Annotated in this window: 21 protein-coding genes; 18 read left to right on the top strand and 3 right to left on the bottom strand. The window is 65.3% G+C overall.

What is annotated here, in order from left to right:
* Window positions 1-87: 87 nt before the first annotated feature.
* The 3 genes from NJLHNGOC_RS04395 to NJLHNGOC_RS04385 all read right to left on the bottom strand — a co-directional run bounded on the left by NJLHNGOC_RS04395 (window position 88) and on the right by NJLHNGOC_RS04385 (window position 3174).
* Window positions 88-681: an RDD family protein gene (locus tag NJLHNGOC_RS04395; RefSeq protein WP_113595275.1), complete on the bottom strand. Its 594-nt coding sequence runs from the start codon at window positions 679-681 to the stop codon at window positions 88-90.
* Window positions 682-859: 178 nt separating this feature from the next.
* A complete protein-coding gene (argJ, locus tag NJLHNGOC_RS04390; protein WP_113595274.1) occupies window positions 860-2095 on the bottom strand; it encodes a bifunctional glutamate N-acetyltransferase/amino-acid acetyltransferase ArgJ in 1236 nt (411 codons plus the stop codon).
* Window positions 2096-2253: 158 nt separating this feature from the next.
* The gene (locus tag NJLHNGOC_RS04385; RefSeq protein WP_408890538.1) at window positions 2254-3174 is read right to left on the bottom strand and encodes a peptidylprolyl isomerase; all 921 of its coding nucleotides are present in this window, start codon (window positions 3172-3174) and stop codon (window positions 2254-2256) included.
* Between the two features lie 244 nt (window positions 3175-3418).
* On the opposite strand from NJLHNGOC_RS04385, the gene secA reads away from it, so the two are divergent.
* From secA to NJLHNGOC_RS04295, 18 genes are all read left to right on the top strand, one after another.
* Window positions 3419-6160 (top strand): preprotein translocase subunit SecA, encoded by a 2742-nt coding sequence (gene secA, locus NJLHNGOC_RS04380; RefSeq protein ID WP_113595273.1) that lies wholly within the window; start codon window positions 3419-3421, stop codon window positions 6158-6160.
* Between the two features lie 64 nt (window positions 6161-6224).
* On the top strand, window positions 6225-6974 hold the full coding sequence (locus NJLHNGOC_RS04375; protein WP_113595272.1) for a YebC/PmpR family DNA-binding transcriptional regulator: 750 nt from the start codon (window positions 6225-6227) through the stop codon (window positions 6972-6974).
* An 11-nt stretch (window positions 6975-6985) separates the two neighbouring features.
* Window positions 6986-7492, top strand: coding sequence for a crossover junction endodeoxyribonuclease RuvC (gene ruvC, locus NJLHNGOC_RS04370; protein ID WP_113595271.1), 507 nt, complete (start codon window positions 6986-6988; stop codon window positions 7490-7492).
* Complete coding sequence (gene ruvA / locus NJLHNGOC_RS04365; protein ID WP_113595270.1) at window positions 7489-8100, top strand: Holliday junction branch migration protein RuvA; 612 nt, start codon at window positions 7489-7491, stop codon at window positions 8098-8100. The genes ruvC and ruvA overlap by 4 nt, the downstream gene beginning before the upstream one ends.
* The gene (ruvB, locus tag NJLHNGOC_RS04360) at window positions 8097-9161 is read left to right on the top strand and encodes a Holliday junction branch migration DNA helicase RuvB (protein WP_110560401.1); all 1065 of its coding nucleotides are present in this window, start codon (window positions 8097-8099) and stop codon (window positions 9159-9161) included. Before ruvA ends, ruvB begins: the two co-directional genes overlap by 4 nt.
* The gene (locus NJLHNGOC_RS04355) at window positions 9158-9589 is read left to right on the top strand and encodes a YbgC/FadM family acyl-CoA thioesterase (RefSeq protein WP_113595269.1); all 432 of its coding nucleotides are present in this window, start codon (window positions 9158-9160) and stop codon (window positions 9587-9589) included. The genes ruvB and NJLHNGOC_RS04355 overlap by 4 nt, the downstream gene beginning before the upstream one ends.
* A 171-nt stretch (window positions 9590-9760) precedes the next feature.
* On the top strand, window positions 9761-10480 hold the full coding sequence (tolQ, locus tag NJLHNGOC_RS04350; RefSeq protein ID WP_110529065.1) for a protein TolQ: 720 nt from the start codon (window positions 9761-9763) through the stop codon (window positions 10478-10480).
* A 2-nt stretch (window positions 10481-10482) separates the two neighbouring features.
* On the top strand, window positions 10483-10917 hold the full coding sequence (gene tolR / locus NJLHNGOC_RS04345; RefSeq protein WP_113595268.1) for a protein TolR: 435 nt from the start codon (window positions 10483-10485) through the stop codon (window positions 10915-10917).
* Window positions 10918-10959: 42 nt separating this feature from the next.
* Entirely contained in the window at window positions 10960-11952 is a 993-nt protein-coding gene (locus NJLHNGOC_RS04340; RefSeq protein ID WP_113595327.1) for an energy transducer TonB, read from the top strand.
* A gap of 29 nt (window positions 11953-11981) precedes the next feature.
* The gene (gene tolB / locus NJLHNGOC_RS04335) at window positions 11982-13355 is read left to right on the top strand and encodes a Tol-Pal system beta propeller repeat protein TolB (protein ID WP_113595326.1); all 1374 of its coding nucleotides are present in this window, start codon (window positions 11982-11984) and stop codon (window positions 13353-13355) included.
* A 261-nt stretch (window positions 13356-13616) separates the two neighbouring features.
* Window positions 13617-14087, top strand: coding sequence for a peptidoglycan-associated lipoprotein Pal (gene pal, locus NJLHNGOC_RS04330; protein WP_110528779.1), 471 nt, complete (start codon window positions 13617-13619; stop codon window positions 14085-14087).
* A gap of 197 nt (window positions 14088-14284) precedes the next feature.
* Window positions 14285-14995 carry a tol-pal system YbgF family protein gene (locus NJLHNGOC_RS04325; protein ID WP_408890551.1) on the top strand — a complete coding sequence of 237 codons (711 nt, stop codon included), beginning with the start codon at window positions 14285-14287 and terminating at the stop codon, window positions 14993-14995.
* A 42-nt stretch (window positions 14996-15037) separates the two neighbouring features.
* Window positions 15038-16309: a tRNA lysidine(34) synthetase TilS gene (tilS, locus tag NJLHNGOC_RS04320; RefSeq protein WP_408890549.1), complete on the top strand. Its 1272-nt coding sequence runs from the start codon at window positions 15038-15040 to the stop codon at window positions 16307-16309.
* 160 nt (window positions 16310-16469) lie between these two features.
* Window positions 16470-18404 (top strand): ATP-dependent zinc metalloprotease FtsH, encoded by a 1935-nt coding sequence (gene ftsH / locus NJLHNGOC_RS04315; RefSeq protein ID WP_113595266.1) that lies wholly within the window; start codon window positions 16470-16472, stop codon window positions 18402-18404.
* A gap of 80 nt (window positions 18405-18484) precedes the next feature.
* On the top strand, window positions 18485-19567 hold the full coding sequence (gene folP / locus NJLHNGOC_RS04310) for a dihydropteroate synthase (RefSeq protein WP_113595265.1): 1083 nt from the start codon (window positions 18485-18487) through the stop codon (window positions 19565-19567).
* A 42-nt stretch (window positions 19568-19609) separates the two neighbouring features.
* Window positions 19610-20968 carry a phosphoglucosamine mutase gene (gene glmM / locus NJLHNGOC_RS04305; protein ID WP_113595264.1) on the top strand — a complete coding sequence of 453 codons (1359 nt, stop codon included), beginning with the start codon at window positions 19610-19612 and terminating at the stop codon, window positions 20966-20968.
* 4 nt (window positions 20969-20972) lie between these two features.
* Complete coding sequence (thiD, locus tag NJLHNGOC_RS04300; protein ID WP_113595263.1) at window positions 20973-21770, top strand: bifunctional hydroxymethylpyrimidine kinase/phosphomethylpyrimidine kinase; 798 nt, start codon at window positions 20973-20975, stop codon at window positions 21768-21770.
* 475 nt (window positions 21771-22245) lie between these two features.
* Window positions 22246-23028 carry a response regulator transcription factor gene (locus NJLHNGOC_RS04295; RefSeq protein WP_113595324.1) on the top strand — a complete coding sequence of 261 codons (783 nt, stop codon included), beginning with the start codon at window positions 22246-22248 and terminating at the stop codon, window positions 23026-23028.
* Window positions 23029-23455: the final 427 nt, after the last annotated feature.

The raw sequence follows: 23455 nt of genomic DNA, 5'->3' as shown, positions 1-23455 counted from the left end.
CATGGCGGTGTCGGGTGGCGGTGTCGGGGCATGACGGCGCGGCCTCTGTTCGGGGCAGGGGAAGCCGTTGCCTGCATGGGGCGCGCGTTACTGCCACGCGGGCGGGACGGGCGGGGGCGGGGCCTCAAGCTGGCGGCGGATGACATAGGTGCCTGCCAGGATATCATGCAGTCCCTGCTTGCGACGGGTCCACGCGACCATCAGGAAACCGATTCCCAGTATCAGGAAAGACAGGTATTTCCCCAGATAACGACCTGTCGCCCGCAGAAAGTCGATCCGGTTTCCGTTCAGGTCCGTTACCCGCATCCGGCATAGCAGCTTGCCCGGCGTGGCCTGCAGGCGGGAACTTTCGAAAATGATGTAGTACAGGGCCGGCAGCAGCAGCCATGCCATTTCCAGCAGCCCGTGGCCGTGCCAGTGGACGTGCGGGGTACTCGACATGATCATGTAATCGACGGGCTGGATGTAGGACACGCTGTAATCCCCGCCGCCGCCGGCGGGCTGGGGATCGAATATCGTGATCGACACGCTGGGGCCGATGATCGCGCCCAGAAGCCCAAGCCCGACCCACACGATCAGGGAATCCACCAGGTGCGCCACGACCCGGATCCAGAATCCGCCATAGACCCAGACTTCGGGATAGGGGTTGGGCTGGCTGGCTTGGGAAAACTGATCGGACATCGCGTGCCTCGTTCCTGCTCAATGGACCGTGGATGGCCCGCCAAAGGCGGCTATGACAGGCATGCCACCGGAGCGGGTGGAACGGAAACGGAAAAAAACGGGTCATGTCTTCCACCCGCGCGCGGGCAGCTCCGCGCGGGCGTCGTGTCATTTCCCGCCATGATCGCGTGAACGGGGACTAGCTGCGGTAGGAGCCGTTGATGTCGATATAGCCGTGCGTCAGGTCGCACGTCCATGCCTGCCCGATGCCGTTGGCCAGGCCGAGATCGACCTCGATTTCGATTTCCTGCCCCTTCATGTGCGCGACGACCGGCGCTTCGTCGTAATCGGGGATGACCGTGCCGTTGCGCGCGATCCAGGTCCCGCCGATCCCGACCGACAGGGTGTCGCGGTTGGCGGGCTCGCCGCTTTTGCCCACGGCCATGACCACGCGGCCCCAGTTCGCGTCTTCGCCCGCGATCGCGGTCTTGACCAGCGGGGAATTGGCGATGGCCATCGCCACGCGCTTTGCCGATTCGTCGGAGGTGGCGCCCGTTACGCGGATATGCATCATCTTGGTCGCGCCTTCGCCGTCGCGCACCACCAGGAGCGCGAGTTCCAGCAGCACGGCATCCAGCGCCGCCGCGAAATCCGCCAGCGCCGGGTCATCCGCGGACGTGATGGCGGGACAGGCGACCTGCCCCGTCGCGAACAGCAGCGCCATGTCCGAGGTCGAGGTATCGGAATCGACGGTGGTGCAGTTGAAGCTTTTTTCCGTCCCGCGCGACAGCAGCGCCTGCAGCACCGGCGCGGGCAGGGTGGCGTCGGTTACGACAAAGGCCAGCATGGTCGCCATGTCGGGCGCGATCATGCCGCTGCCCTTGGCGATGCCCTGGATGCGCACCTTCGCATCGCCGATCGTGGCCTCGCGCACCGCCCCCTTGGGGAAGGTGTCGGTGGTCATGATGCCGCGCGCCGCGTCGGCCCAGCCATTTTCCGACAGGCGGCCATACAGTCCCGGCAGCGCGTCGCTGATCTTGCGATAGGGAAGGACCTCGCCAATCACCCCGGTCGAGGCGAGGAAGACCTCGCTTGCCGCGCATTCCACAAGGCGCGCGGCGTCGGCGGCGTTGGCCTGCGTCGCCTCGTATCCCGCGCGGCCGGTAAAGACGTTGGCGTTGCCCGCGTTCACCACCAGCGCGCGCGCCACCCCACCGGCCAGCGCCGCGCGGCACCAATCCACCGGCGCGCCGGGGCACCGGCTGCGGGTAAAGACGCCCGCGACCTGCGTGCCCGGCGCGAATTCCGCCATGACAAGGTCCGTGCGCCCGGCATAGCGGATGCCGGCCGCCGTCGCGCCAAATCGCACGCCAGCCAGCGGCGTCAGATCGGGAAACGGCCGTGCGAGCGGGGAAGTGGGAAGGGCGTCAGCCATGGCGCATCGGGTCCTTTGGCCTGGCGTGGGTGCGATGCCACGCGGGGATATCATGTTGATGGATGCCCGCTCCGGCCGCCATGGCGCGCATGACGGCCGGGGGAAGGCCACCGGCCGGCGCGCCCGTCATGTGGCGGTCGCGCCGGCCCTGCGTCGCGTCAGTGCGCGGCGGGCGGCGTGTTGGGCGCGTTTTCCGGCAGCGGCTTGCCGTCGGGTCCGTAACGGACGATCTTGACCTGCGCCACGGCGGAGCTGACGGCCTTCTGCACGCCTTCCTGGATCAGCTTCTGGCGGATCTGGTCACGCACGGAATCAAGCGTCGGCGTCGCGGCCGTGCGCTTGCCCAGGACCTGGATCACGTGCCAGCCGTACTGGGTGTGCACCGGGGTCTGGCTGAAGCTGTTGGGCTGCAGGGCGGATGCCGCGTCCCAGAAGCTCGGCAGCATGTCGCCCTTCTTGAACCAGCCGAGGTCGCCGCCATTCTGCTTGGCCGAGCCGGGATCCTTGGACAGCTTCGTCGCGAGGTCGGCGAAGTTGCCGCCGGCCTTCAGCTGCTTGATGATGTCGTTGGCCTGTGCCTCGGTCGGGACAAGGATGTGGCGGGCGTGGATTTCCTCCGCCCCTGGCTTGTTGGCGTAATTCTTGTCGTAATACGACTTGATCGCGTCATCGGTCAGGCCCGGCATGACCTGCGCGGACAGATAGGCGTTCTGCAACGCGTTCTGCGCCGCGACCTCCATCTGGTGCTGCACGTCCGGCTGCTTGGACAGGCCGCTCTTTTCCGCGACGATCTGGATCGCCTTCTGGTCAACCAGCTGGTTCAGGAGAATCGGCAGGATGACGTTTTCCGGCAGCTTGCGCAGCTGGTCCGGCATCGTGGCGATGGCCTGGCGGATATCGTTGAGGCGGATATCCTGCCCGTTGACCGACGCAAGGCGCGGGTTCGTGTCGGCCGGGGCGGCTGCCGCCGGGGTGGCGGCAGCGGGCGCGGTGCCCGCCGCGAGGGCTGGAGGGACGAGGATTGTGGAAGCAAGCAGGGCCATCGTTGCGATGGCCTTTGCCGGACCGAAAGTCCGCATGTGCGAATAACCCTAATTTATGGACGCGTTGGCCGGGCATCATGGCGAAGGCTGTCCGCTCCCGCAAGGGGCGGTGGCGCGGGAACCTTCGCGGGGATCTTTCGCGACGCGGTGGGGCGGCATCTGTTGACCCATGGCGACGTGGGTCCTATCTGATGGTTCCGCGCAAGAATGTTATCCGTGTGCATGCCCCCCGCGTCATCGCCCCCTCCGACGCGGGAATCGCCATCTCGGGAAGGTCCATATGTTCGCCAGTATTGCCCGTGCCCTGTTCGGAACCGCCAATGACCGGGCGTTGAAAGCGTACCAGCGGCGCATCCCCGCCATCAACGCGCTTGAACCCCAGATGCAGGCGCTTGACGATCAGGCACTCGCGGCCAAGACGCAGGAATTCCGTGAACGCATCGCAAAGGGCGAAACCCTCGACGCGCTCCTGCCCGAAGCCTTTGCCGTGTGCCGCGAGGCCTCGCGCCGTGTGCTGGGCATGCGTCATTTCGATGTGCAGCTGATCGGTGGCATGGTGCTGCAGGATGGCAAGATCGCGGAAATGCGCACGGGCGAGGGCAAGACCCTTGTCGCGACACTCGCCGTCTATCTCAGCGCGCTTTCGGGCAAGGGCGTGCATGTCGTGACCGTCAACGACTACCTCGCCAGCCGCGACGCGGAGGAGATGGGCAGGCTCTATTCCTTCCTCGGCCTGACGACCGGGGTGGTCGTGCCCAACATCCCCGAACATGAACGCCGCGCCGCCTATGCCGCCGACATCACCTATGGCACGAACAACGAATTCGGCTTCGACTACCTGCGCGACAACATGAAATACCGCGCCGAGGACATGGTCCAGCGCCCCTTCCACCATGCCATCGTTGACGAGGTCGATTCGATCCTGATCGACGAGGCCCGCACCCCGCTGATCATTTCCGGCCCCGCCGACGACAGCTCCGACCTCTACCGCTCGGTGGACGAGGTGATGGCGGTCCTGGTCAAGGATCCCGATGCCTTTGAAAAGGATGAGAAATACCGTTCCGTCATCCTGACCGACAAGGGCGCGGAAGAGGTCGAGCAGATGCTGCGCGACGCGGGCGTGCTGAAGGAAGGCGGCCTGTACGACATCCAGAACGTTGCCGTCATCCACCATGTGCAGCAGTCGCTGCGCGCGCATACGCTGTTCACGCGCGATGTCGATTACATCGTGCGCGACGACAAGGTGATCATCATTGACGAGTTCACCGGCCGCATGATGGATGGCCGTCGTTATTCCGACGGCCTGCACCAGGCGCTGGAGGCGAAGGAGCATGTGGAGATCCAGCAGGAAAACCAGACGCTGGCCTCCATCACGTTCCAGAACTATTTCCGCCTGTATCCGCGCCTGTCGGGCATGACCGGCACCGCGATGACCGAGGCGGACGAATTCGCGGACATCTACAAGCTCGACGTCATCGAGATCCCGACCAACCGCCCCATCGCCCGCAAGGACGACGATGACGAGGTGTACCTGACCGCGCGCGAGAAATACGAGGCCGTCAGCGCGCTGGTGGAAGAAGTGTCCAAGGGCGGGCAGCCCGTTCTGGTCGGCACCACCTCCATCGAGAAGAGCGAGCTGCTCTCCTCCCTGCTGCGCAAGCGCGGGGTGCGCCACAACGTGCTCAATGCCCGCTTCCATGAAATGGAGGCGACCATCGTGGCGCAGGCCGGCGCGCCGGGGGCGATCACGATCGCAACCAACATGGCCGGGCGCGGCACCGACATCAAGCTGGGCGGCAATGTGGAAATGCGCATCGCCCAGGAACTCGGCGACATCAAGGATCCGGAGGAACGCGCCCGGCGCGAGGCGGAACTGCGCGCGCAGGTGGCGGAATACCACGACATCGTCCAGAAGGCGGGCGGCCTGTACGTGATCGGCACCGAACGCCATGAAAGCCGCCGCATCGACAACCAGCTGCGCGGCCGCGCGGGGCGTCAGGGCGATCCGGGCAATTCGCGCTTCTTCATCTCGCTCGAAGATGACCTGATGCGCATCTTCGGCACCGACCGCATGGGCGGGATGCTCCAGAAACTGGGTCTGAAGGAAGGGGAGGCCATCGTCCATCCCTGGATCAACAAGGCGCTGGAGCGTGCGCAGAAAAAGGTCGAGGCGCGCAACTTCGACATGCGCAAGAACACGCTGAAATATGACGACGTCATGAATGACCAGCGCAAGGAGGTCTATGCCCAGCGCCGGGAATACATGGCGATGGAGGATGTCTCCCCCATCATCGCGGACATGCGCGCCGACGTCATTCACGACATGGTGGAACGCCACATCCCTGAACGTTCCTTTGCCGAGCAGTGGCAGAAGGAGGAACTGGCGGCCGAGATCACCAGCGTGCTGGGCCTGAGCCTGCCGATCGACGAATGGGCGGCCGAGGACGGCATGGATGGCGCGGCTGTGGCCGAACGGATCGAGCAGGCCGCGAATCAGGCGCAGGCGACCAAGGCGGCCAATTTCGGCCCGTCCATCATGCGGTATGTCGAAAAGCAGGTGCTGCTGACCACGTTCGACGCGGTGTGGAAGGAACACCTGCTGGCGCTGGACCAGCTGCGCCAGGGCATCGGCCTGCGTGCCTATGGGCAGAAGGATCCCCTGAACGAGTTCAAGCACGAGGCGTTCGAACTGTTCAACGCGATGCTCGACCACCTGCGGCTGCGGGTGACATCGACCATGTCGCGGGTCGAGGTCGCGCCCCCGCCCATCGACGACCCGTTCCCCGGCGGCATGGCGGAGGTCCATTCCGACCCGCGCGTGCCCGGGCTGGAAAATGAACCCGGCCCCGGACTGCTGCCGCGCACGGATGGCAAGCTGCCGGACCTTGCGATGGCCGAACCCATCGGCGGGGCTGCGGTCATGCCGGACGATCCGTCAAGCTGGGGGGAGGTCCCGCGCAACGCGTCATGTCCGTGCGGATCGGGCAAGAAGTACAAGCACTGCCACGGGCGCCTCGGCTAGGGGAAAGGGCGCGCCCGCGCGGGCTGGATAATAAACAAGAGACTTACAGGATCAGGGACGAACGATGGCGGGTCATTCCCAATTCAAGAACATCATGCATCGCAAGGGCGCGCAGGACGCCAAGCGCGCGAAGCAGTTTGCAAAGGTCATCCGCGAAATCACCGTCGCCACGCGCGAAGGCATGCCCGACCCGGCGATGAACCCGCGCCTGCGGGCGGCCATTTCCGCCGCGCGCGAAGTGAACATGCCCAAGGACACGGTCGAACGCGCGATCAAGAAGGCCTCCGGCGCGGGGGGCGGCGACGATTACGTGGAGGTCCGGTATGAGGGATACGGCCCGGCGGGCGTTGCCGTGATCGTGGAAGGCCTGACCGACAACCGCAACCGCACGGCGTCCGACGTGCGCGCGGCCTTTTCCAAGCATGGCGGTTCGCTGGGGGAGACGAACTCCGTCTCCTTCATGTTCCAGCGCCTTGGCGTCATCACCTATCCGCTGGATGTCGCGACCGAGGATGAAATGCTCGAGGCCGGGATCGAGGCCGGGGCCGACAATGTCGAAACCACGGCGGAAGGGCATGAAATCACCTGCGCGGTGGAATCCTTTTTCGCCGTGCGCGACGCGCTTGAAACCCGTTTCGGCGAACCCGCGTCGGCCCGGCTTGACTGGCGTCCCGATACGGTCGTGACCCTGGACGAGGAAAAGGCGAGCAGCGTGCTCAAGCTGATCGACGTGCTGGAGGAAAATGACGACGTGCAGTCGGTGTACGCCAATTTCGACCTTCCCGACGACGTGGCTGAAAAGCTGTCGGCCTGATCGCGCCCGCCGTGGTCCGGATACTGGGAATCGATCCTGGCCTGCGGTTTACCGGCTGGGGCGTGATCGAGGCGCGGGGCAACCGCCTGTCCCATGTCGCCGATGGCGTCATTGCCACCGACTCCGCGATGTCGGTTCCCCTGCGCCTGCGGCATCTGCATGATGCGCTGCTGGAGCTTGGCCGTGGCTTTGCCCCGGACGAGGCCGCGATCGAGGAAACCTATGTCAACCGCAACGGGGCCGCGACGCTGAAACTGGGATATGCCCGTGGCGTGGGGCTGCTGGTGCCGGTGCTGCTGGATATCGCGGTGGCCGAATACGGCGCGAAGGCGGTCAAGCGCGCGGTTGTCGGCACTGGGGCCGCGACGAAGGAACAGGTGGAAATGATGGTGCGACGCCTGCTGCCCACCGCGATTGCCAGGCGTGCCGACGCGGCGGATGCGCTGGCGGTCGCCATCTGTCATGCCCACCACCGGGCTAGCGCCGCGCATGTCGCCCGCGCCACGAGGATGGCATGATCGCGCAGCTGACAGGACTGGCGGGACAGGTGGAGGCCGACCGCTGCGTCATCGATGTCGGCGGCGTCGGCTATCTGGTCCATGCCTCCACCCGCACGCTTTCGGCCCTGCCGCAGCCACCCGAAGTGGCGCGCGTGCTGGTGGAAACCGTGGTGCGGGAGGATGCGATCCTGCTGTACGGTTTCATCGACGCGGCCGAACGGGCGTGGTTCCGCCTGCTGACGACGGTGCAGGGCGTGGGCGCGAAGGTCGCGCTGGCGATCCTGTCCACGCTGTCCGCCACCGACCTGATCGCGGCCATCGCGGCGGGGGACAAGGCGGGGCTGACGCGCGCGGCGGGCGTGGGCGCGCGCCTTGCGCAGCGGATCGTCACCGAACTGCGCGATAAATGCGATGGCATGCCCACGGGGGGTGCCGCAGGCGTTACGGTCGCGGCGCCGGCCGGCGCGGGCGGCGGGGTCCTGTCGGATGCGCTGCTGGCGCTGTCGGGGCTGGGCTTTCGCCGGGCGGAGGCGCAGCCGGTGGTCGCGCGCGTGATGGAACGGCTGGAGGGCGGGGGTGACCTTGATGTCATCATCCGCGAAAGCCTGAAGGAACTGGCCCGATGAGCGAACATCCCGAACGCGAGATCGATGCCACCCGGGGGGAGGACGATGCGGCCGAGGCCAGCCTGCGGCCCCAGACGCTGGATGATTTCACCGGGCAGAAAGCCAGCCGCGAGAACCTTGCCGTCTTCATCGCCGCCGCCCGGCAGCGGGGGGAGGCGATGGACCACGTCCTGCTGCATGGGCCTCCGGGACTGGGCAAGACGACGCTGGCGCAGATCGTGGCGCGCGAACTTGGCGTCGGTTTCCGCGCCACGTCCGGGCCGGTCATACAGCGCGCGGGCGACCTTGCCGCCATCCTGACCAACCTGCAGCCGCGCGACGTGCTGTTCATTGACGAGATCCACCGCCTCCAGCCCTCCATCGAGGAGGTGCTGTATCCGGCGATGGAGGATTTCCAGCTCGACCTGATCATCGGCGAGGGACCGGCGGCGCGGTCGGTGCGCATCGACCTTTCGCCCTTTACGCTGGTGGCGGCCACGACGCGCGCGGGCCTGCTGGCGACGCCGCTGCGCGACCGGTTCGGGATCCCGCTGCGGCTGGTGTTCTACACGCCCGAGGAACTGCGCCAGATCGTCTCACGCGGGGCGCAGAAGCTGAATTTCGAACTGACCCATGACGGGGCGGAGGAAATCGCCCGCCGTTCACGCGGCACGCCGCGCATCGCCGGGCGGCTTTTGCGGCGGGTGCGCGATTTCGCCGCCGTGGCACGGTCGGGACGCGGGCCGGTGGACCGGGCGCTGGCCGATGCGGCGCTGGCGCGGCTGGAGGTGGATTCGATGGGCCTTGATGGCATGGACCGCCGTTACCTGCGCCGGATCGCGGAATATCATCATGGCGGCCCGGTGGGCGTGGAGACGCTGGCCGCGGCACTGGCCGAGGCGCGTGACACGATCGAGGACGTGATCGAACCCTACCTGATCCAGGAGGGGCTGGTCCTGCGCACCAGTCGCGGGCGCATGCTGGGCGAACGCGGCTGGCGGCATCTGGGGCTGCAGCCCCCGGCGCGTACGGCGGGGCAGGGCGACCTTCTGGGGGAACTGGGCGAGGGGACGGCGTCTTGACGCAGCACCAGATAGACTTTCGCGTCTATTACGAGGATACGGATGCCGGCGGCGTGGTCTATCACGCCCGCTATCTCGCCTTTGCCGAGCGTGCCCGGACCGAGGCGATCCGCGCGCAGGGCAGCGCGGTGTCCGAACTGCTGGAAGAATATGGCCTGGTGTTCGTCGTGCGGACCGCGTCCCTCGATTACCGGCGTCCGTTCCGCCTTGACGACATCGCGCGCATCACGACTCGGCTGACGGAACTGGGACCGGCAAGCTGCCGACTGCTCCAGACATTCACCCGCGTGGATGCGGCGGGCGTGGAGTCCGCGGACGGCGTGCATGCGTCGCTGGACGTGCGGCTGGCGTGCATTCGCGTCCAGGACGGGCGTCCTGCCCGATTTCCGCCGCGATGGCATGATTTGCTGACCACGCTGCTTCCCTGAAGGGGGATCGCCATGCGCGTTTTTCCAGCCCGGAAACGCGCAGATGGCGATCTTTTCGCGTCTGGGGTTGCGTAGAGCGCATTGCTGCGTGGAAAGCGGCTTGGCGCTGGCTTGTCAAACAGGCAATGTTCGTGTTTGAGCGGATGCTACGAAGGTGTGCAGGAGGCGTTTTTGGACCAAGCGGTTAACGCGGCGAATCTGGGAGCGGCTGCGGCCGGCGGATTGTCGCTGTGGAGTCTGTTTCTTCAGGCGGCGATCGTCGTCAAGCTGGTGATGATCGGGCTGGTTGTCAGCAGCGTCATCGTATGGGCGATCATTTTCGACAAGATCGTGACCATCCGCCGGGTCAACCGGCAGGCATCCGATTTCGAGGAAAGGTTCTGGGCCGGCGGCAGCCTGGAGGACCTGTATGAATCCGACGGGGCAAAGCCGATTCACCCGATGGCCGCCGTATTCGGCGCGGCGATGGGCGAATGGCGGCGTTCGTCGCGCATTGCCGGGATCGACCTGGTTCATGGCGGGGTGCAGGATCGCGTCAACCGCGCCATGTCCATCACCATCACGCGTGAAATGGACCGGCTGAACCGCTGGCTGATCTTTGTCGCGACCATCGGGCCGGTCGCGCCGTTCATCGGCCTGTTCGGCACGGTGTGGGGCATCATGCATGCGTTCGGGTCGATCGCGGCGATGCACAACACCAACCTCAGCGTCGTGGCGCCGGGCATTTCCGAAGCCCTGTTCGCGACGGCCATCGGCCTTGTGACCGCCATCCCCGCCGTGATCGCCTATAACGTCATCGGCAACAGCCTTGGCGTGTTCGAGGACCGGCTGGATGCGTTCGGGACCGAATTCGCGGCCATCCTGTCACGCCAGTCCGAAGAAAGGGGCTGATCATGGCCGGTGGCCTGCGTGACCTGCGCCGGCGTCGTCGCCGTCGCCCCATGTCCGACATCAACGTCACGCCACTGGTGGACGTTATGCTGGTGCTGCTGATCATCTTCATGGTCACGGCCCCGATGATGACCAGCGGCGTGAATGTCGACCTGCCGAAAACCGATGCCGCGCCCGTCAACACGGACACGAAACCCATCACCGTGTCCATCCGTTCCGACGGGACGCTGTATCTGGGGGACAACCCCGTATCGCAGGACGCGCTGGTGGACCAGCTGCGTGCGGTGGCACAGAACGATCGTGAACACAGGATTTTCGTGCGTGGCGATTCCCATATCGATTATGGCCGCGTCATGCAGGTGATGGGACAGATCACGGCGGGCGGTTTCACGCATGTCGCGCTGCTGGCGCAGCAGCCGCCTGGTGGCGGACACTGAACGGACTTGGGCAATACACTGGACAATTTCGGGAGTCCCCTGATCGTGCCGCGTCCGCGTCGTTCCGAACGTGTTCTGCTGCGTCGTTCGATACTGATATCGGGCGGCCTGCATGTCGCGCTGCTGCTGGCGGTGGTGCTGCGGCTGCCGGTGCCCGTCCCGCCCGAACCGCCCCCGCCCCCCACGGTGGAGATGGAATTCACCTCCGATTCCGGCGAAGGCACCCCGCACAAGGGCGACAAGCCCGCGCCGAAGCCGGCACCCGCGCCCGCGCCGGTGCCGAACCCGGCGCCGCCCGCCCCGACACCGCCGGAAAAGGCCCCGAACGAGGAGGCGGCCCCGCCCCCCCCGCCGCCGCCGCCGATGCCGCCGCCACAGGAAAGCCCGGCGCCCACCCCCGACACGCCCACGCCGCCCAAGGCGGAAGAGCCGTCGCCCGATGCGCTGAAGACCCCGCCGCAGCCGCAGTCCGTGCCCTCCCCCGCGAGCGCGCCGGTGCCCCCTTCGCCACAGCCGGAGGAGAACGCGCCGCCGAAGGTGCAGGAGTTCTCGCACATCACGCAGCCCAATCCGGTCAAGAAGCCGGTGCCCGACACGCATTCGCTGCTGGCGACGCTGGATTCCTTCCGCGCGGACCAGAAACAGACCCATCCACCCAAGGCGCGCGCCAATCCGGCGCAGGGTGGCGCGCCTGATGGCGGCGGTTCGCCTGACGGAGATATTACCCAGTCGATGAGCGCTGCCGAGCAGAAGGGCATCGGCAACGCCGTGCGTCGCTGTTATTCCGAGGATACGGCCGCCCGCAACTATGCGCAGTTTGTCGCCCACCTTGTGGTGACGGTCGACGCCACGGGCACCGCGCGACTGGTGGAATTCGCGCCGCAGACGCAGGCCCGCATGGACAGTGATCCGTCCTATCGCGCCCTGGCGGAGCGCGCGCGCGACGCGGTGCTGAGCCCGACCTGCGCCAAGCTGCCGATTCCCAAGAACCTGCTGGGACAGACCCGACAGCTGAAATTCGTATTTCGTCCATGAAACAGGACGAGACCGAGGAGACGATTGAGATGAGTCCAAGTGTAAAGCCACTTATTCCCGATGCGGATGCCGATCGCATGGCCGCGGCCTTCGGGCGACGCGGCGTCATGGGGGCCGGGATTGCCGGGGGGCTGCTTGCGACACCGCTATTCGCGCCTTTAGGCACGGCGCATGCGCAGTCGGCGGCGCCGGACGCGGAAATTACCGTGGATCAGGCCCGCACCGCGCCGATTCCCATTGTCATCCCGTCACTGGGCAACGGGATCGGACAGCAGATTACCGACGTGATTTCCGCCGATCTGGGAAATTGCGGCCTGTTCCGTCCCATCGCCGCCAGCCTGCCGGCGGGGCGTCCCGACTTTGCCACCTACAAGGCGATGGGCGCGCGCGCGCTGGTGTCGGGCCGGGCGGAAAACCAGGGATCATCCATCCGCGTGGAATTCCGCCTGTGGGACGTGACCACCGGCAGCCAGATCCAGGGCACCGCCTATACGGCGTCCAGCCAGGACTGGCGGCGGATCGCGCATGTGATCGCCGACGTGATCTATACGCGCCTGCTGGGGGAAAAGGGGTATTTCAATTCCCGCATCGCCTATATCGCCCTGTCGGGACCGCGTTCGCACCAGACGCGGCGGCTTGCGATCATGGACCAGGATGGCGCGGACAGCCGTTACCTGACCAGCGGTCAGTGGGATACGCTGACCCCGCGTTTCAACCCGGCGAACAGCGAACTCGCCTTCATGTCCTATATCAATAACCGCCCGCGCGTTTACCTGTTCAACCTGAACACCGGACAGCAGCGGATACTGGGCGAATTTTCGGGCATGTCGTTCGCGCCGCGCTTCAGCCCGAATGGTGCGGCGGTGGTGCTGTCGGTCACGCGTGGCAGCGGGTCGGACCTGTACACCGTGGAACTGTCGAACATGTCGCGGCGGCAGCTGACGTCCTCCGGCGCGATCGACACCAGCCCGTGCTACAGCCCCGACGGCTCGCAGATCGTTTTCAATTCCGACCGCGGCGGTTCCCCGCAGCTTTACGTGATGCCTGCAACCGGTGGCGATGCGAAACGTATTTCATATGGCCACGGGCATTACGGTTCGCCCGTCTGGTCCCCGCGCGGCGACCTGATCGCGTTCTCGCGCATTGCCAACGGGTCGTTCTCGCTGGGCGTGATGGCGCCCGACGGCACGGGGGAGCGTATCCTGACTGAAGGTTTTACAGTGGAAAGTCCCACTTTCTGTCCGAATGGCCGTGTTCTGGCCTTCTGCCGCCAGAGCGCCGCGCACGCAGGTGGCGCCGGGTTCTCGTCCGGCATCAGCAGCATCGACATCACCGGCTTTCACGAACGCGCCCTGCCGGTCGGCAGCTCGTCCGATCCCACATGGTCGCCTTTGAACCAGTAACCAGTAAAAGGAGACATTTTTACCACAGCCAAAGGGTGTAATACCGCGCAGCGTCTCGTCTGATGAAGGTCCGCTATGTGTCCGCTTCAACTTGACGTTCGCGGTGTCGATGAAGTATTGATACCGCAGGTCTCCAGCGTTCGCGGGTCTCTGTTTACGTTTGTTTGCAGAGCAAAACGAGACTCGGGACCATCACAATTTGCACCCGGAAATTTAACAAGTGGTTTCAATATCAAAGAAACCAATCCAGGATCAAACGTAATGAGACTGAAGCTTCTTGGCGCGGCGGGCATGGCCCTTTTCCTTGCCGCCTGCTCCGACCACACGAACAAGGCCGCCAACACCGGTGCCGCCACCCAGCAGACCGGTCCCGCGCCGGGTAGCGAAGCCGACCTGGTCGCCAACGCTGGTGACCGCGTGTTCTTCGAACTGAATCAGAACACGCTGTCCGCCGATGCGAAGGCAACGCTGGACCGTCAGGCCGCATGGCTGGCGAAGTACCCGCAGGTCAACGTCCAGATCGCCGGCAACTGCGATGACCGCGGGACCGAGGAATACAACCTTGCCCTGGGTCAGCGCCGCGCCAACGCCGCGCATGACTATCTGGTGGCCAAGGGTGTCGCCGCGTCGCGCATCACGACCATTTCCTATGGCAAGGACCGTCCGACCGCTCCTGGCGATGACGAAGCTTCGTGGTCGCAGAACCGCAACGCGATTACCGCGGTGCAGTAAGGTTTCCTTTCCCGTCATGGGAAATGGAGGTTTTGACGGAACCGGTCGGGTGTTTATCACCCGGCCGGTTTTGTTTTAGGTATATGCCTGTTCCATACGGCGCGTCCGGCGCGCCGGCATGAAAAGTTTCGAGGGGGATGTCATCCATGCGGTCTGTTGTGTCCAGCTTTGTATGCGCGGGGCGGCGGCCGCTGCGAATGGGCCTGCTGGGTGCGGGCATGGCGATCGGGATCGCCGCGTTTCAGGTGCCGGGGGCGCGGGCGGCCGATGATAACGGCAACCTCGTGCTGCAGCTTCTGGATCGGGTGAACACGCTTGAGGAACAGACGCGTGACATGCGCGGGCAGATTGACCAGCTGACCAATCAGGTCCAGCAGCAGAACGCGACGCTGAGCAAGCAGATCGCGGACATGAATTTCGCGATGCAGAACGGACATGGCGGGGCATCCGCCGCCAGTGGCGCGGGTACTGCGTCGGGCGGGTCGTCAGCCCCGCTTGCCTCGGCGGATGACGCGCCGGCGAAACGCACGGCGGCGGATATCCTGAAGGATGGCAACGCCGCGCTGCTGCAGCGCGATTACGCCACGGCGCAGGCCGATGCGCAGCAGGTCCTGTCCGGTCCCAAAAGCCCGCGCCAGATTGACGCGCAGTACCTGCTGGCGCAGTCGCTGGCGGGACAGAAACAGTATCGCCAGTCGGCGCTGGCCTATTACGATACCTATAACCGCTCCCCGCATGGCGCGCGCGCGCCCAGTGCGTTGCTGGGGGTTGCGGCCACGCTGGTCGCGCTGGGTGACAAGGCTTCGGCCTGTCAGGCGCTGGACAAGCTGGCAAGCGAATTCCCTGAACCCGAAGCCCGCATCCGCAGCGCGGAAGGCATCTATCGCAAGAAGGCGAAGTGCAGCTGATACAGCCGTGACGGGTGTGGAACAGCCGACGTCGCGCGCATGATGAGCGGGGATGTGGTCGGGCGGCCGGTTGGCGACGACATGTTCGCCCGCATCATGCGCGCACTGGGGCCATGGCTGCCCGATGGGCCGGATGCGGTGCCGGTTGCCATTGCCGTGTCGGGCGGCGCGGACAGCCTTGCGCTGGCGCTGCTGGCCCGGCGGTGGCGGCAGGCGGTGGTCGGGCTGGTTGTCGATCATGGATTACGGGCGGAATCGGCGGCCGAGGCGGCGCAGACGGTGCGACGCCTTGCCCGCATGGACATTCCCGCCCGGCTTTTGCGGCTGGAGGGACTGTCGCGCGGCTCCCGCATGGCCGAACGCGCCCGCCACATGCGGTATCAGGCGCTGGTGGCGGCCTGCCGGGAACTGGGCGCGATCGACCTCCTGCTGGGGCATCACGCGGGCGATCAGGCGGAAACCGTCATGATGCGCCGTCGCGCCGCCAGCGGCCCCGACGGGCTGGCCGGCATGGCGCGGGCTGCCGCAGGCCATGACGTGCGCATCGTGCGGCCGCTGCTGGATATCGCAAAGCCCGACCTTTACGCCACCCTGCGCCATGCGGGCGTGGAATGGGTGGAGGATCCCTCTAACGCCGACCTGCGCACCGAACGCGCCCGCGCCCGCGCGGCACTGGCGCGGGATGGCGGATTGCGCGAACGGATGCTGCGGATCGCGCGGGCGGCGGGAAGGCGGCGCATGCGTCGCGAGGAGGAGGACGCGCTCTGGCTGGCGCGTCATGCCCGCTTCCATGCCGGGGGATGGGTCGAGCTTCCTGCCCGGCTGCCCTGCGCGCATGTCATGTCCGCGCTGATGCGCACGGTGGGGGGGCGCGAATATGCCCCGTCGCGTCCCGGCGTCGCGGCCTTGTGTGAACATCCCCGCGCGGCAACGCTGGGCGGGACGCGCCTGATGGCGTATAAGGGGGGATGGCTGCTGCTGCGCGAGGAGGCGGCGATGGAAGGTCAGGTTCCGGCCCATGCGGGCGTGCGGTGGGACAGCCGTTTCGTGCTGCGCGCACCCGATGGGGCTACGTCGCTTCCGGCGTCCCTGCGGGTCGGGGCGGCCGGTGCCGTGGCCGCATGGTGGCCGCGTGATCGTGCCCGTCCCGTGATGCCGGCGCGGGCGCTGCGCACGCTGCCCGCGCTTCATCGTGACGGGCATGTCGTGGCCGTGCCGCATATGGGGGTGTTCGCCCCCGGCCTGCCGCATGGCTGGCGTTTCGCCTTCGTGCCGCCGGTTCCGGCCACCTCGGATGCATGTTTTGGTATCTGAGGGCAGATTCCTCACCCGTTTGGCAGAAAGGTCTGTCATGGGGGGTGTGAATGTGCCCTGATCGTCCTATGTAAGAAAGACGTAAGAGGAACTTGGTGTCTGTAAGTCGACCTGCCCCGGCGGGTCCACAAGGGCGTCAGCACATGGAACAGTGGGCAAGATGAACAATTTCGGCCGGAACCTGGCCCTGTGGGTAATCATCATCGTACTGCTGCTGCTGCTGTTCAACGTTTTCCAGCCGGGAAGCGCGCAGCACGCATCGCAGCAGCTGGCGTATTCGGATTTCGTCAGTGACGTGAATTCCGGGCATGTGCGCTCCGTCGTGGTGCAGGATCATACGATTACCGGCACCCTGACGGACGGGACATCGTTCGATACCTATGCGCCACAGGACGCGACCCTGATCCCGCGCCTGACGGAAAAGGGCGTCGAAGTCGTGGCAAAGCCGATCGACAGCGACACCAATCCCTTCCTGCGCTATCTGATCAATTACGCGCCGCTGCTGCTGATGGTGGGGGCATGGATCTTCATCATGCGCCAGATGCAGTCCGGCAGCGGGCGCGCGATGGGCTTTGGCAAGTCGCGGGCGCGGATGCTGACGGAAAAGCAGGGACGCGTGACGTTCGATGACGTCGCGGGCATTGATGAAGCCAAGGGCGAACTGCAGGAAATCGTGGACTTCCTGCGTGATCCGCAGAAGTTCACCCGTCTGGGCGGCAAGATCCCCAAGGGCGTGCTGCTGGTCGGTCCGCCCGGCACCGGCAAGACGCTGCTTGCCCGCGCCATCGCGGGGGAGGCGAACGTCCCGTTCTTCACCATCTCCGGCTCAGACTTTGTCGAAATGTTCGTCGGCGTGGGCGCGTCGCGTGTCCGTGACATGTTCGAACAGGGCAAGAAGGCCGCGCCGTGCATCATCTTCATCGATGAAATCGACGCCGTGGGCCGCCATCGTGGCGCGGGCCTTGGCGGTGGTAATGACGAGCGCGAGCAGACGCTGAACCAGATGCTGGTGGAAATGGACGGTTTCGACAGCAATGAGGGCGTGATCCTGATTGCCGCGACCAACCGTCCCGACGTCCTTGACCCCGCGCTGCTGCGTCCGGGCCGTTTCGACCGGCAGGTCGTGGTGCCGAACCCCGATGTGGCGGGGCGCGAGAAGATCCTGCGCGTGCACATGCGCAAGGTTCCGCTGGCGTCCGATGTCGATCCCAAGGTGATTGCACGCGGCACGCCGGGCTTTTCGGGCGCGGACCTTGCGAACCTCGTGAATGAGGCCGCGCTGATGGCCGCGCGGCTGGGCAAGCGCACGGTGGCGATGCTGGAGTTTGAGAACGCCAAGGACAAGGTCATGATGGGGGCCGAGCGTCGTTCGCTGGTCATGACTGACGACGAAAAGAAGATGACGGCCTATCACGAGGGCGGTCATGCACTGGTGGGTATCCTGACGCCGGGGTCCGACCCGGTGCACAAGGCGACGATCATTCCGCGCGGCCGCGCGCTGGGCATGGTCATGAGCCTGCCGGAGAAGGACCGTTATTCCGAAAGCCGTTCATGGTGCATCGGCAAGCTGACGCTGGCGATGGGTGGCCGCGCGGCGGAGGAAATCATCTTTGGCCCGGACAACGTTTCCACCGGCGCGTCGGGCGATATCAAGATGGCGACCGACGTGGCGCGCCGCATGGTCACCGAATGGGGCATGAGCGACAAGCTCGGCATGGTGGCCTATGGCGGCAACGGGCAGGAGGTCTTCCTTGGCCATAGCGTGACGCAGAACAAGAACGTGTCCGAGGAAACCGCGCGTGAGATCGACAACGAGGTGCGCAAGCTGATTGACGCGGCGTATCTGCGGGCGCGCACGCTGCTGCTGGAACATATCGACCAGCTGCACCGTCTTGGCGAGGCACTGCTGGAATATGAGACGCTGACGGGCGAGGAAATCCGCCAGGTCCTGCGGGGCGAGAAGATTACCCGCGTCGTGGTGGACGATCCGATGCCGGAAAACCGCCGCCCGTCGGTTCCGCCTTCCGCGCCGACAGGCACGCTTCCCGCGCCAACGAATGGCCCGGATGTCGGACCCGCGCCGCAGCCGGGCTAGGACCAGGCCCGCGAAGTGGAATGAGGGTATTCATGATGGCGGAAGGATCGCAGGGTCCTTCCGCCATTATTCTGTGAGGCATGTTCATTGATGATGACGGTAATGCGGACGTGACGGACGACAGGCTTCTTGAGCCCCTGGGCCTTCTGGCCGGGCAGGCGGCCCGTGACGCCGTGCGGCAGGGGCTGGCGCGCTGGCTGTATGGCGGTCCGGTGGCATTCTCCCTCGCACGGCTGTGGCGGGGGCATCGGGATGCGGGGCTGGTGCGGGCAGGCGACATCCCGGCGGGATGGGATGACGTGGTGACGCGCGTAAGCCGGCTATGCCCGGCGGCGGGACTGCCGGATGGGGCGCTGGTCATGGGCATCGTCAATGCCACCCCCGACAGTTTCAGCGATGGCGGACGGCACATGGCCGCCGATCGCGCCCTTGCCACCGTGGCGGAGATGGTCGCGCAGGGGGCGGCGGTGATCGATGTCGGTGGCGAAAGCACCCGTCCCGGCGCGGCCCGCGTCACAGTGGAGGAGGAATGGGCCCGCATCGCCCCCGTCATCGCGGCCATCCGGGGGGACGCGCGCACCCGCGATGCCGTCATTTCCATCGATACCCGCCACGCGCTGGTGATGGAGCGGGCGCTGGCGGCGGGCGCGGACGTCATCAATGACGTCTCGGCGCTGATGCATGACGCGGCGGCGCTGGAGGTCGTGGCGCGGGCGGGGTGTCCGGTCATGCTGATGCATATGCGTGGCACGCCGGAAACGATGAACGACCACGCGGTTTACACGGACGTTGCGATCGACGTCGTGGGCGAACTGCGGCAGCGGGTCGAACGCGCCGTGGCGGCCGGGATCGCGCGTGACCGCATCATGGTCGATCCGGGCATCGGGTTTGCCAAGACCGCGTCGCAGAACATGCAGCTTCTGGCGCGGCTGCCCCTGCTGGCCAATCTGGGATGTCGGGTGGTTCTGGGCGTATCGCGCAAGCGGTTCGTGGGACAGGTGAGCGGCATTGCGGATGCCGCGCGGCGCGATCCGGCCAGCATGGCGGCCAGCCTGCCGGGATTGGTATTTCCCAATACGGTCGTGCGTGTTCACGATGTCGGCGTCATGATGCAGGGCCTGAAGATATGGCAGGGACTGGATCATGCGACCGAGGTAAGGTAGGTCCATGCACACGCAGTTCAAGCAGCCGGGGATGGCGCAGGCATGACAAAGACAAGAAGACTGTTCGGGACCGACGGGATACGCGGTACCGCCAACCAGGACCCCATGACGGTTGAAATCGCACAGAAACTGGGTCAGGCTGCCGGTCTGCGCTTCATTCATGGCACCCATCGCCACAGTGTCCTTCTGGGCAAGGACACGCGCCTTTCGGGCTACATGATCGAATGCGCGCTGGTGTCGGGCTTCCTGTCGGCGGGCATGGATGTCACGCTGGTCGGGCCGATGCCCACGCCCGCGATCGCCATGCTGACCCGCTCCCTGCGCGCGGATCTCGGGGTCATGATTTCGGCCTCCCACAATCCCTATGGCGATAATGGTATCAAGCTGTTCGGCCCCGACGGGTTCAAGCTGTCGGACGAGGTCGAGGCGGAAATCGAGGAAACGATGCGCTCCGACCTCAGCGGCCGTCTGGCCGCGCCGGACCAGATCGGCCGTGCCTCGCGCCTCAACGACGCGGCGGGACGCTATATCGAAAGCGCCAAGGCCTCCTTTCCGCGCGGGCTGCGGCTGGACGGACTGCGGATCGTCATCGACTGCGCGAACGGCGCCGCCTATCGCGTCGCGCCGACGGCATTGTGGGAACTGGGGGCGGAGGTGATCCGCATCGGGTGTGATCCCGATGGCATCAACATCAACGAGGGCTGTGGTTCCACCCGGCCGGAAGCCCTGTGCAACGCGGTGACGCGCCATCGCGCCGATATCGGCATCGCGCTGGATGGCGATGCGGACCGCGTGCTGATTTCCGATGAAAAGGGACGCCTGATCGACGGGGACCAGATCCTGGCCCTGATCGCGCGGTCATGGATGAAACAGGGGCGTCTGGCGGGGCGGCATATCGTCGCGACCGTGATGTCGAACATGGGGCTGGAGCGGTTCCTGTCGAAACAGGGGCTGGAACTGATCCGCACCGCCGTGGGCGACCGTTACGTGGTGGAGAAGATGCGCGAACTTGGCGCGAATCTCGGCGGGGAGCAGTCGGGGCACATGCTGCTGTCCGATTTCGCCACCACGGGCGACGGGCTTGTCGCCGCGCTGCAGGTTTTGGCCGTGCTGGTGGAGGAAAAACGCCCCGCCAGCGAGGTCTGCCGCATGTTTACCCCGTATCCGCAGCTGTTGCGCAACGTGCGGTTCGCCGGACGCAGCCCGCTACATGATCCCGCGATCGAGAAGGCGCGGCGCGCGGCCGAGGACCTGCTGGGGGATCGCGGGCGGCTTGTCCTGCGTGAAAGCGGGACTGAGCCGCTGATCCGCGTCATGGTGGAGGCCGAGGACGAGCAGCTTGTCCGTCAGGTGGTCGATGACATGTGCAATGCCATCACCGCCGTGCAGATGATGGCCTGATCCGGTGCGGGGGCGCATTCTCGTCATCGCGGGCAGCGACAGCGGTGGTGGCGCGGGCATACAGGCGGACATCAAGACGATTACCGCGCTGGGCGGTTTTGCCATGACCGCCATCACGGCGCTGACGGCACAGGATACGCGCGGCGTGCATGACGTGCTTGCCGTTCCCCCCGCCTTTGTCACGGCGCAGATGTGCTGCGTGATGGAGGATATCGGTGTCGATTCCTTCAAGAGCGGCATGCTGGACCGGAGCGAGGTCATCGACGCGGTGGCGGACATGATCGCGACGCGGCCCGGGATTCCCTATGTGCTGGATCCGGTCATGGTGGCCAAGGGCGGGGCGTCGCTCCTGCAGCAGGCGGCGGTCCGGTCGCTGAAGGCGCGGCTGCTGCCGTTGTCGGACCTGCTGACCCCGAACCTGCCTGAGGCGGAGGTCCTGCTGGACCGCCCGGTGCGCGAGGCGGGCGATATGCGTCAGGCCGCGCTGGACCTGCGCGAAATGGGCGCGCGGGCCGTGCTGCTGAAGGGGGGACATCTGCCGGGCGACGAACTGGTGGATGTGTTTGTCGATCAGCAGGGGCAGGTGGAAACCTTTACCTCCACCCGGCTGCATACGGTGCACACGCATGGCACCGGCTGCACCCTGGCCAGCGCGATTGCCACGGGGCTGGGGCAGGGCATGGATCTGCGTGCGGCCATCGTGCGGGCGCGCGACTATCTCTATCGTGCCATCGCGGCGGCGCCCGGATACGGGCACGGGGCCGGCCCGGTCAATCATGGGGTCGATATCACGACATCGTGATGCGACCTGTGTGACTTTCGCCGTACCGCTCGATCTGGATGGATGCGGGTGGGACGGGGACGGTCAGGCAATTACGATATGAAAACAGGCAACGATGATGTCATCGCGGACCGCGATGCAGCATACGGCATTGTCCTGACATCCTATTTTTCCTGCTGACAGGATCATTCGGGCCGGATGTCCGGCACCGGCAGGGCCACTCTTCATGGAAGAGCAGGTTGCACGGTGCGCCATTCGTGCACGCACAACGTGTCATTTTCGAGGCATCTCCCTCCTGCTGCGAAATGAAGAGGCAAGGATTTCCTGCTTAAATCCCTGAAATTTCGGGTGCTATTGAATTCTTTTTCGGAATCGTTAGGATTATATTCTTCTTGTGAATGAGTGTAACGGGGTTTATTCACAACCTTAAGATTGTTTAATGAAAAAAATACACCTATAGGTAGCAACATATATTAACAAAAATTTGGTGGTCGATATGCGTGTGTTGCTTGTTGAACCGAACACGGCCCTGGCCAGCATGGAGACCAGTCAGTTGCATGCTGTCGGTTTCATGGTGGACCATGCGGCATCGGGTCATGATGCGGTCGCGATGCTGAAACTGTATGATTATGACATTGCCGTCATGGAACTGGGCCTGCCGGACATGGAGGGATACGATGTCGTGCGTCGCTGCCGCGCGGCGCGGATCACGACGCCGGTCCTGATCCTGTCATCGCGGGGCAGCGCCCAGGCCAAGGTCAGGGCATTTTCAACCGGCGCGGATGATTACGTCACCCGTCCCTATGACGCGATGGAACTGACGGCGCGCATGCAGGCCGTCATCCGCCGGTCCAAGGGATACAGCGAACCGACGCTGCAGGCAGGCGCGCTGCGGCTTTCGCTCGACAGTCGCGATGTCTCCGTCAACGGGCGGTCCGTTCACCTGAAGGGCAAGGAATACATGATCCTTGAACTGCTGCTGCTGCGTAAGGGCATGGTCCTGACCAAGGATGCGTTCCTCAACCACCTGTATGGCGGCATGGACGAACCGGAAATGAAGATCATCGACGTGTTCGTGTGCAAGCTGCGCAAGAAGCTGCAGAAAGCGGGGGGTGAAAACCTGATCACCACCGTATGGGGACAGGGCTACATGCTCAGGGACGACGGGGTCGGCGCGACGGCGCCCGAGATGAACCTGTCCGTGCCGGCGGAAGGTGAACTGCCACCCCATGTCGCCGCCCGTGCAACGTCGCGCGACGTTCGTGGTTCCGTGACCTGACGACATCCTTTCCGTATCGCCCGACAGCAATGCCCCCATGCTGTCGGGCGATATGCAACGAAAAAACCCGCCATGAGTTGCCTCGTGGCGGGTTTTTCAATGGCCGCGCCGTTCGGGCGCATGCGGCCTGAAATGTCGCAAAAGTGAAAAAAAGGCGGAGCCAACAATGTGGCCCCGCCAAAGTTTAAAGTGATGATTCGATATGCGATGCCCCCATCGCCCTTCTGGTATCGCATGGGAATTCGTCCACCGGACATGAGATAAATCAAAGTCCATGAAAAATAATGTATCACTGCGGGCCGGCACATCAGGGGGGAATATCGTAACGCGTGGGGAACGTGATATTTTCGTCGGATGAATCGTGCGTCATGTCCCGCACGGCATTCCGTTCGCCTTTGCCAGCGTCGGGGATCGGGAATATGAACGG

Source organism: Novacetimonas cocois (genome assembly GCF_003311635.1).
GTDB classification, from domain to species: domain Bacteria; phylum Pseudomonadota; class Alphaproteobacteria; order Acetobacterales; family Acetobacteraceae; genus Novacetimonas; species Novacetimonas cocois.
Note: the sequence above shows the minus strand (reverse complement) of the source record. Positions and strands in the feature narration are given on the sequence as shown.

Bases quoted from the DNA above. Each gene is read 5' to 3' on its own strand.
- NJLHNGOC_RS04395 (WP_113595275.1), bottom strand. From the start codon at position 681: ATGTCCGATCAGTTTTCCCAAGCCAGCCAGCCCAACCCCTATCCCGAA.
- argJ (WP_113595274.1), bottom strand. From the start codon at position 2,095: ATGGCTGACGCCCTTCCCACTTCCCCGCTCGCACGGCCGTTTCCCGAT.
- NJLHNGOC_RS04385 (WP_408890538.1), bottom strand. From the start codon at position 3,174: ATGCGGACTTTCGGTCCGGCAAAGGCCATCGCAACGATGGCCCTGCTT.
- secA (WP_113595273.1), top strand. From the start codon at position 3,419: ATGTTCGCCAGTATTGCCCGTGCCCTGTTCGGAACCGCCAATGACCGG.
- NJLHNGOC_RS04375 (WP_113595272.1), top strand. From the start codon at position 6,225: ATGGCGGGTCATTCCCAATTCAAGAACATCATGCATCGCAAGGGCGCG.
- ruvA (WP_113595270.1), top strand. From the start codon at position 7,489: ATGATCGCGCAGCTGACAGGACTGGCGGGACAGGTGGAGGCCGACCGC.
- ruvB (WP_110560401.1), top strand. From the start codon at position 8,097: ATGAGCGAACATCCCGAACGCGAGATCGATGCCACCCGGGGGGAGGAC.
- tolR (WP_113595268.1), top strand. From the start codon at position 10,483: ATGGCCGGTGGCCTGCGTGACCTGCGCCGGCGTCGTCGCCGTCGCCCC.
- tolB (WP_113595326.1), top strand. From the start codon at position 11,982: ATGAGTCCAAGTGTAAAGCCACTTATTCCCGATGCGGATGCCGATCGC.
- pal (WP_110528779.1), top strand. From the start codon at position 13,617: ATGAGACTGAAGCTTCTTGGCGCGGCGGGCATGGCCCTTTTCCTTGCC.
- NJLHNGOC_RS04325 (WP_408890551.1), top strand. From the start codon at position 14,285: ATGGGCCTGCTGGGTGCGGGCATGGCGATCGGGATCGCCGCGTTTCAG.
- tilS (WP_408890549.1), top strand. From the start codon at position 15,038: ATGAGCGGGGATGTGGTCGGGCGGCCGGTTGGCGACGACATGTTCGCC.
- ftsH (WP_113595266.1), top strand. From the start codon at position 16,470: ATGAACAATTTCGGCCGGAACCTGGCCCTGTGGGTAATCATCATCGTA.
- folP (WP_113595265.1), top strand. From the start codon at position 18,485: ATGTTCATTGATGATGACGGTAATGCGGACGTGACGGACGACAGGCTT.
- glmM (WP_113595264.1), top strand. From the start codon at position 19,610: ATGACAAAGACAAGAAGACTGTTCGGGACCGACGGGATACGCGGTACC.
- NJLHNGOC_RS04295 (WP_113595324.1), top strand. From the start codon at position 22,246: ATGCGTGTGTTGCTTGTTGAACCGAACACGGCCCTGGCCAGCATGGAG.